The 8385-nt window shown below is 33.5% G+C and carries 8 protein-coding genes; 6 read left to right on the top strand and 2 right to left on the bottom strand.

Annotation, left to right across the window (positions count from 1 at the left end; all coding sequences use genetic code 11):
- From KA830_RS13610 to KA830_RS13600, 3 genes are all read left to right on the top strand, one after another.
- Positions 1-1830, top strand: a 1830-nt coding sequence (locus tag KA830_RS13610; RefSeq protein WP_245337244.1) for a heavy metal translocating P-type ATPase, incomplete at its 5' end; no start/stop codon positions are given.
- A 12-nt stretch (positions 1831-1842) separates the two neighbouring features.
- Positions 1843-3276, top strand: a complete 1434-nt coding sequence (locus KA830_RS13605; protein ID WP_204172791.1) for a multicopper oxidase family protein — start codon at positions 1843-1845, stop codon at positions 3274-3276.
- A gap of 20 nt (positions 3277-3296) precedes the next feature.
- A complete protein-coding gene (locus tag KA830_RS13600) occupies positions 3297-3845 on the top strand; it encodes a DUF1541 domain-containing protein (RefSeq protein ID WP_107523615.1) in 549 nt (182 codons plus the stop codon).
- A gap of 426 nt (positions 3846-4271) precedes the next feature.
- Here KA830_RS13600 and KA830_RS13595 read toward each other — a convergent pair whose 3' ends face one another.
- Positions 4272-5225 carry an arsenic resistance protein gene (locus tag KA830_RS13595; protein ID WP_204172793.1) on the bottom strand — a complete coding sequence of 318 codons (954 nt, stop codon included), beginning with the start codon at positions 5223-5225 and terminating at the stop codon, positions 4272-4274.
- 254 nt (positions 5226-5479) lie between these two features.
- Between KA830_RS13595 and KA830_RS13590 the strand changes: the two genes are divergently transcribed.
- From KA830_RS13590 to KA830_RS13580, 3 genes are all read left to right on the top strand, one after another.
- Positions 5480-5800: an ArsR/SmtB family transcription factor gene (locus KA830_RS13590; RefSeq protein ID WP_072324278.1), complete on the top strand. Its 321-nt coding sequence runs from the start codon at positions 5480-5482 to the stop codon at positions 5798-5800.
- 62 nt (positions 5801-5862) lie between these two features.
- On the top strand, positions 5863-6798 hold the full coding sequence (locus tag KA830_RS13585; RefSeq protein ID WP_001837444.1) for a cation diffusion facilitator family transporter: 936 nt from the start codon (positions 5863-5865) through the stop codon (positions 6796-6798).
- Positions 6799-7191: 393 nt separating this feature from the next.
- Entirely contained in the window at positions 7192-7614 is a 423-nt protein-coding gene (locus KA830_RS13580) for a hypothetical protein (protein ID WP_204171936.1), read from the top strand.
- Positions 7615-7654: 40 nt separating this feature from the next.
- On the opposite strand, the gene KA830_RS13575 is transcribed toward KA830_RS13580, so the two are convergent.
- The gene (locus tag KA830_RS13575) at positions 7655-8329 is read right to left on the bottom strand and encodes an IS6-like element IS257 family transposase (RefSeq protein ID WP_001106019.1); all 675 of its coding nucleotides are present in this window, start codon (positions 8327-8329) and stop codon (positions 7655-7657) included.
- Between the last annotated feature and the right edge of the window lie 56 nt (positions 8330-8385).

Below are 8385 nucleotides of genomic sequence, written 5' to 3'. Positions count from 1 at the left end.
GTATTAATTCTTGCTACAATTCTATTCTTTTACGGAGGAAAGCCATTTTTATCAGGGGCTAAAGATGAAATTTCAACTAAAAAACCTGGAATGATGACGCTTGTTGCTCTAGGTATTTCAGTAGCTTATATTTATAGTTTATACGCCTTTTATATGAATAACTTTAGTAGTGCAACTGGTCATACAATGGACTTTTTTTGGGAATTAGCAACCTTAATTTTAATTATGCTATTAGGACATTGGATAGAAATGAATGCTGTCGGAAATGCTGGAGATGCTTTAAAGAAAATGGCAGAACTGTTACCTAATAGTGCTATTAAAGTTATGGATAATGGCCAACGCGAAGAAGTTAAAATATCAGACATCATGACTGATGATATCGTCGAAGTAAAAGCCGGAGAAAGCATTCCAACAGATGGTATTATCGTTCAAGGACAAACATCTATAGATGAATCCCTAGTCACTGGAGAATCTAAAAAAGTACAAAAAAATCAAAATGACAACGTCATCGGGGGTTCTATTAATGGGTCTGGAACAATACAAGTCAAGGTTACAGCTGTGGGAGAAGATGGATATCTTTCTCAAGTTATGGGACTTGTTAATCAAGCACAAAGTGATAAATCTAGTGCTGAATTGTTATCTGATAAAGTAGCGGGTTATTTATTCTACTTTGCTGTAAGTGTTGGCGTGATTTCTTTTATTGTCTGGATGCTCATTCAAAATGATGTTGATTTTGCATTAGAACGTCTTGTAACTGTGTTAGTCATTGCTTGTCCACATGCTTTAGGCTTGGCAATACCTTTAGTCACTGCACGTTCTACTTCAATTGGTGCACATAATGGTTTAATTATTAAAAATAGAGAGTCTGTAGAAATAGCTCAACATATCGATTATGTAATGATGGATAAAACTGGTACTTTAACTGAGGGTAACTTTTCTGTGAATCATTATGAGAGCTTTAAAAATGATTTGAGTAATGATACAATATTAAGCCTTTTCGCCTCATTAGAAAGTCAATCTAATCACCCATTAGCTATAAGTATTGTTGATTTTGCGAAAAGTAAAAATGTTTCATTTACTAATCCACAAGACGTTAATAATATTCCAGGTGTCGGATTAGAAGGTCTAATTGATAATAAAACATATAAAATAACAAATGTCTCTTATCTTGATAAACATAAACTTAATTATGACGATGACTTGTTTACTAAATTAGCTCAACAAGGTAATTCAATCAGCTATTTAATTGAGGATCAACAAGTCATTGGCATGATTGCTCAAGGAGATCAAATTAAAGAAAGCTCAAAACAAATGGTAGCTGATTTACTATCAAGAAATATTACACCAGTCATGCTTACAGGTGACAATAATGAAGTGGCACACGCTGTCGCAAAAGAATTAGGTATTAGTGATGTCCACGCACAACTCATGCCAGAAGATAAGGAAAGCATTATAAAAGATTATCAAAGTGACGGTAATAAAGTCATGATGGTCGGAGACGGTATCAACGATGCGCCGAGTCTTATAAGAGCCGATATTGGTATAGCAATTGGTGCAGGCACAGATGTTGCAGTGGATTCAGGTGATATCATACTTGTTAAAAGTAATCCATCAGATATCATTCATTTCTTGACCCTTTCAAATAATACTATGAGAAAAATGGTGCAAAACTTATGGTGGGGTGCAGGTTATAATATTGTTGCTGTACCTTTAGCAGCTGGTATTTTAGCATTTATTGGCTTGATTTTATCACCTGCAATAGGTGCTATTTTAATGTCTTTAAGTACAATTATCGTTGCAATTAATGCCTTTACTTTAAAATTAAAATAAAAGAGGTGTAAAATGGATAAAAAAAAAATATTTACAGTTCTTGCTGCTTTGTTTTCCATGTTACTTATATTATCTAATGATATATTAGCAGAAAGTAAGCAGAACATGAATATGACAGAAGACAAACAAAAACAGAATGATGAAATGGATATGGGAGGACATGATGAAAGAAAAAAACTTAATTCTTCACAAGGAGAAAATGAAATAACTTTTCCTAAAGTTTTAAAGTCAGAAAAAGATAAAGATGGTTATGAGAATTATATATTAAAGGCTCAGGAAGGGAAGACAGAATTTTATAAAGGAAGCTTTTCTGATACTTTAGGTTATAATGGAAGTATACTTGGGCCAACTTTAAAACTTAAAAAAGGTGAAAAAGTAAAAATTAAATTAGTTAATAATTTAGATGAAAATACGACATTTCATTGGCATGGTCTTGAGATAGATGGAAAAGTAGATGGTGGCCCTTCTCAGGTTATAAAACCAGGGGAAGAAAAAATAATTAAGTTTGAAGTCGAACAAGAAGCTGCCACTTTATGGTATCACCCTCATCCTTCTCCAAATACTGCTAAGCAAGTTTACAATGGATTATCTGGCCTATTATATATAGAAGATAATGAAAATTTAAATTACCCTAATGAATATGGGGAAAATGATTTACCGATAGTTATTCAAGATAAAACATTTATATCAAAAAAATTAAATTATTCAAAAACAAAAGATATAGATGGTACTCAAGGTGATATAGTAGTTGTTAATGGGAAAGTAAATCCTAAACTAACAACCAAAGAAGGAAAAGTTCGTTTAAGACTTTTAAATGGTTCTAACGCTCGAGATTTAAACCTTAAATTAAGTAACAACCAAAGTTTTGAATACATTGCCTCTGATGGTGGTTATTTAGAGGAAAAACAACAGTTAAATGAAATCAATCTAGCGCCTTCTGAAAGAAAAGAAATAATAGTCGATTTATCTAAAATTAAAGGTGAAGAAGTTGATCTTGTTGATAACGAAGATACCGTGGTTTTACCAATAAATTACAAAGAATCGAAAGATAATAAAGAGACAACTTCTAAAGTAGACAAGAAAATCAAACTAGAAGGTATGGATGATAAGGTTACTATTAATGATAAAAAGTACGACCCTGACAGAATAGATTTTACACAAAAGAAAAATCAAAAAGAGATTTGGGAAATTGAGAATGTTAAAGACAAAATGGGAGGTATGAAGCATCCCTTTCATATCCATGGAACCCAATTTAAAGTTGTATCAGTGGATGGGAAAGCACCTCCAAAAGATATGAGAGGAAAAAAAGACGTTATATCGTTAAAACCTGGTCAAAAAGCCAAAATAGAAGTTGTTTTTAAAAACAGTGGAACATATATGTTCCATTGTCACATTCTTGAACATGAAGATAATGGCATGATGGGACAAGTAAAAGTAACAAAATAATTAATAAGGAATTTTAAAATATGTATAAAAAATTAGGATTTATTATATTAGCATCAGGATTAGTATTATCAGCTTGCTCAACGGGTAGTAAAGAAGAAAATAATGGTTCTAAAGATAAAAAAGAAGAAGAACACATGGAACATAAAAGTGAAAGCAAGACTCCAGATGATATGAAGCGTACAGACGATAGTAAATTTAAAAAAGGGGATGAAGTTACTATTACAGCAGGACATATGCCCGGCATGAAAAATGCTAAAGGGACAGTTAAAGGTGCTTACAAAACCTATGCTTATGTAGTGAGTTATACACCTGAAAATGGTGATAAGAAAGTAAATAACCACAAATGGGTCGTTAATGAAGAAGTTGCAGATGCCCCTAAAAATGGATTTAAAAAAGGTGATACAGTTAAATTAGAAGCTGACCATATGCCTGGTATGAAAGGTGCAGAAGCTCAAATTGATGATGTAGAAAAAACAACCGTTTATATGGTGGATTATAAATCAACCGAAAACGATAAAATGGTTAAAAATCACAAATGGATGACAACTGACGAACTTAAATCTCGTTAATATCTTTCATTTTAGTTCTTTAAAGTATTTAATTAGTGATTGATAAATGCAATGAGAATCCCCTTTGTTAAATAGACAAGTAAACAAATAAAATTTATGGTCACTCTCATATCCACAATAATGAGAGTGGCCATTTGTTTAGAAAAATCAAATGATTTTTATGAAAATGAGGGGATCTTTTATAATTTATCAATGGAATTTCGAAAAATATAAAATGGAATAGTGAATGTATTGAGCTTTCTCGTTTATCAAGAAAAGTTATTCTAAATTAGCAGGTAAAGTCACAGTTGCTATAAATTCAACAACTATATATGTATGATTAGGGTGTACCCAAATTAGACATAGCTAATTTAAATTAAAACCTGTAAATATTTAATAAACGGTCGTTTTTAATAAAGTTCACCCAAGTCATATGGTAGTTCCCTTTCACTTTCCACTCATTTTTGTGAAAAGCAGTACTTGGGACACAATGGCAAGTATAGGCAATTCAATCAAAGGCCCGATGACCAGAGCCAAAGCAATGAGAGGTTGATTTGGAAAAGCGGTGACAGCTATAGCCAAGGCAACTGGAGAATTTCGTGCAATAATCGTCAAACTTAAACTGACCGTATCTTCATAGGAAAATTTCAGTAGTCTTCCCACTAAACGGCCTAACACATAGTTGATAATAAAAAATATCAAAATAGGAATAATCAAGATATAAATGACTTCCAAATGGTCAAGCAAGTATGAGACTTGGGAAGCAAACATTGCCATAATCGCAAATGATAGAAAGAAAATCTGAGCATTGCTGAAAAAGGGTATGACGATATTGCTTAAAACTAGTTCTTTTCTTCTCAATAGAAATCGTGTAAGGTGAGCAAGCACGAAAGGAAAGATCAGTACAATCAATATACTCTCAATGAGTGTTGGGAGAGGAATGGTTTCAATGCTGCCAGCGAATAATAGTAGGTATATAGGTAAAAGTACGACTTGCAGGATCAAATTGATCGGTAGAATCGATGTTGAAAGAGACACATTCCCTTTTGCTATGCCTGTAAATGCGAGGTACCAATCCGTGCAAGGTGTCACCATAAGCATAATAAAACCAATCCATAAAGCTGGATGATCTGATAAGAAAATAGCCCCCAACCCCCAGGCTAATACTGGTGTCCATATAAAATTAATGATAGTACTGGAGCCAAGGAATCTGATATTTAAAAATGCCTTTTTCAATTGATGCAGTGGTATCGTCAAAAACAATCCATAGAGCATTAAGAATAAAAACGGGACGACCAGTGTCTCTGCATATCGTTCAATTACACCTATTTGTCCTAATAAGATACCTGAACCAACAGCGAGCAGTATAATCAAGGTTTGAAACTTTTCTAATATTCCGATAAACGCACCTCTTTTCCATTTGAAATTTTTTATAAGATGAACCTTTCTGCAAACCAGTATAAGATAGTCTATCAATGATTGTCTTGAGTGCCAATTGAAGTAATAGAAAAAAGATAAATTTGGTGGTACTCATCATTACGAATATATTGACAATAGTGCTAAACATTTTTAATATATGAGTATATATAAATATAACCATATTTATATTAAGAGCTACCATTATGATTAGTAAGAGGTGAGCCATCATAAAAGATATTAACGAAAACAAAATTGTTGGTAATAAAAAAGGTCTTGATGAAGAAACTTTATTTGTTGTATCCCAAACTTTCAAAGCATTAAGTGATCCAACACGAATCAGAATACTGAATTTGCTGTTTCTTAAAGAATATTCCGTAAATGAGATTGCTGAAAACCTACATTTAAGACAATCCACCGTTTCGCATCAATTACGCTTTTTGAAAAATTTGCGCTTGGTCAAGTATAGAAGGGAAGGTACGACTCTATATTATTCCCATGATGATGCCCATGTAATGAACATGTTGAAAGAAACAATCAACCATGCTCGTCACCATTGACCAAAAAATTATATAAACCCATCTATTATACCCATCTATAAATATTAATAGGAGATGATTGAATGAGTCATGAACATAACCATACACATGGTGCGAACAAAAAAACCTTGATGATCAGTTTCATAATCATCACAGGATATATGATTATCGAAGCGATTGGGGGAATTTTGACCAATAGCCTCGCCTTACTAGCTGATGCGGGCCATATGTTAAGTGATTCAATTTCCCTAGGTGTCGGTTTGTTGGCTTTTATACTTGGAGAAAAAGCGGCCGATTATAGTAAAACATACGGATATAAACGATTTGAAATTCTTGCAGCTGTATTTAACGGAGTTACTCTGGTACTGATTGCCATCTACATTTTCTATGAGGCCTATCAACGTTTTACAGATCCACCTGAAGTCGCCTCTACGGGTATGTTAATCATCGCAACTATTGGACTACTGGTAAATATTCTTGTAGCATGGATTCTCATGCGAGGCGGGGATACGAAGGAAAACTTGAATATACGTGCAGCATTTTTACATGTGATAGGCGATCTGCTTGGATCGGTGGGGGCCATTATTGCGGCTCTGATGATCCTCTTCTTCAACTGGGGCTGGGCAGATCCGTTGGCCAGTGTGATTGTTGCAGTGCTTGTATTGATAAGTGGGTGGCGTGTGACAAAAGATGCCGTTCATGTATTGATGGAGGGTACCCCTAAAAACGTTGAAATTGACGCAGTGATTAAAACCATAGAGAGCATTCCAGGAGTAAATAATATGCATGATCTACATGTATGGAGTATTACAAGTGGCCAAAATGCACTTTCATGCCATGTGGTGGTAGATGGTACCATTTCTATTCAGGAAAGCCAGGAAATTCTGAGAACAATTGAAGACGAGTTGGAAGATGAGAATATTGGACATGCAACGATTCAGATGGAGAGTGAAAACCACCCTCATAAGGATTCTGTAATGTGCAGGGATGATGATATTACGCATAGTCATGAACACTAAAAAATAGAATATACCACTATAATGATCAAAAATGTTAGCAAGATAACGATTTTGACCTATAAATTGAAGATTTTTAATGTATACGATTTTATTAACTGTTCATAGTATTAGATGGAGGGCAAGTGAGGTTTCACTTTCCCTTTATTGCCATTTTTTAGAATTTATTTTTTTGTGTTGATACGCTCACACGCACAATCAAAGATTGTGCTTTTAACAAGCCTACGTGATGATCTTGCAAGGGGCAAAAAACTTTTTATTTGTGGCCATACGGCCAGTCTAAAAACTTTTATTGCTTGAACCCTTGCAATCTCAACGTAACGGCTTGTTGCAGTGGCTTCACAACACAGCAAAAATAAATAATTTCTAAAAGAAAAATTTTAAGGAGTGGTCAATATGAATGAAAATATGATTGAAAGTTATTTAAAAATTTGTGAACACATTAAGGAGTATAAGCAGGTAGAGTTCGGCCATGATAATGAAGATGAAGAAGTTTTTGATTCTAGCTTACAATGTCCTTTGGCATATACTACAAAAGGAGATAATGAAGAATTTGAGATTCAGGTTACACTAGATTTGAAGAATAATCGAATTATTAAAGAATTATCTCATGAATATGATAATTATATAGAGTATGAAGATTTTAAAGATTGGGAAGAAATCGCAACTGAATTTGAATTTTTAAACTTTGACGATTTAATTATGACTGATGTAGATGTAGATGATTTACTAGAAGAGTTTACTAGCCGACAAAAATTAGAAGATGAAGAAAAAGAAAAGTCTACTAACTATAAAGATTTAGGTTCTGTTGCAAAGTAAAAAATATAGCTAACCACTAATTTATCATGTCAGTGTTCGCTTAACTTGCTAGCATGATGCTAATTTCGTGGCATGGCGAAAATCCGTAGATCTGAAGAGACCTGCGGTTCTTTTTATATAGAGCGTAAATACATTCAATACCTTTTAAAGTATTCTTTGCTGTATTGATACTTTGATACCTTGTCTTTCTTACTTTAATATGACGGTGATCTTGCTCAATGAGGTTATTCAGATATTTCGATGTACAATGGCAGTCAGGTTTAAGTTTAAAAGCTTTAATTACTTTAGCCATTGCTACCTTCGTTGAAGGTGCCTGATCTGTAATTACCTTTTGAGGTTTACCAAATTGTTTAATGAGACGTTTAATAAACGCATATGCTGAATGATTATCTCGTTGCTTACGCAACCAAATATCTAATGTATGTCCCTCTGCATCAATGGCACGATATAAATAGCTCCATTTTCCTTTTATTTTGATGTACGTCTCATCAATACGCCATTTGTAATAAGCTTTTTTATGCTTTTTCTTCCAAATTTGATATAAAATTGGGGCATATTCTTGAACCCAACGGTAGACCGTTGAATGATGAACGTTTACACCACGTCCCCTTAATATTTCAGATATATCACGATAACTCAATGCATATCTTAGATAGTAGCCAACGGCTACAGTGATAACATCCTTGTTAAATTGTTTATATCTGAAATAGTTCATACAGAAGACTCCTTTTTGTTAAAATTATACTATAAATTCAACTTTGCAACAGAACC

It is taken from the genome of Staphylococcus sp. GDY8P119P (assembly GCF_017892075.1).
In the GTDB taxonomy this organism is placed as follows: Bacteria; Bacillota; Bacilli; order Staphylococcales; family Staphylococcaceae; genus Staphylococcus; species Staphylococcus ureilyticus.
The sequence above is the reverse complement of the archived record's forward strand: the minus strand, read 5'-3'. Positions and strand labels throughout refer to the sequence as shown.

Excerpts from the sequence above, each read along its gene's own strand:
- KA830_RS13600 (WP_107523615.1), top strand. The coding sequence starts at position 3,297 with ATGTATAAAAAATTAGGATTTATTATATTAGCATCAGGATTAGTATTA.
- KA830_RS13580 (WP_204171936.1), top strand. The coding sequence starts at position 7,192 with ATGAATGAAAATATGATTGAAAGTTATTTAAAAATTTGTGAACACATT.
- KA830_RS13605 (WP_204172791.1), top strand. The coding sequence starts at position 1,843 with ATGGATAAAAAAAAAATATTTACAGTTCTTGCTGCTTTGTTTTCCATG.
- KA830_RS13575 (WP_001106019.1), bottom strand. The coding sequence starts at position 8,329 with ATGAACTATTTCAGATATAAACAATTTAACAAGGATGTTATCACTGTA.
- KA830_RS13585 (WP_001837444.1), top strand. The coding sequence starts at position 5,863 with ATGAGTCATGAACATAACCATACACATGGTGCGAACAAAAAAACCTTG.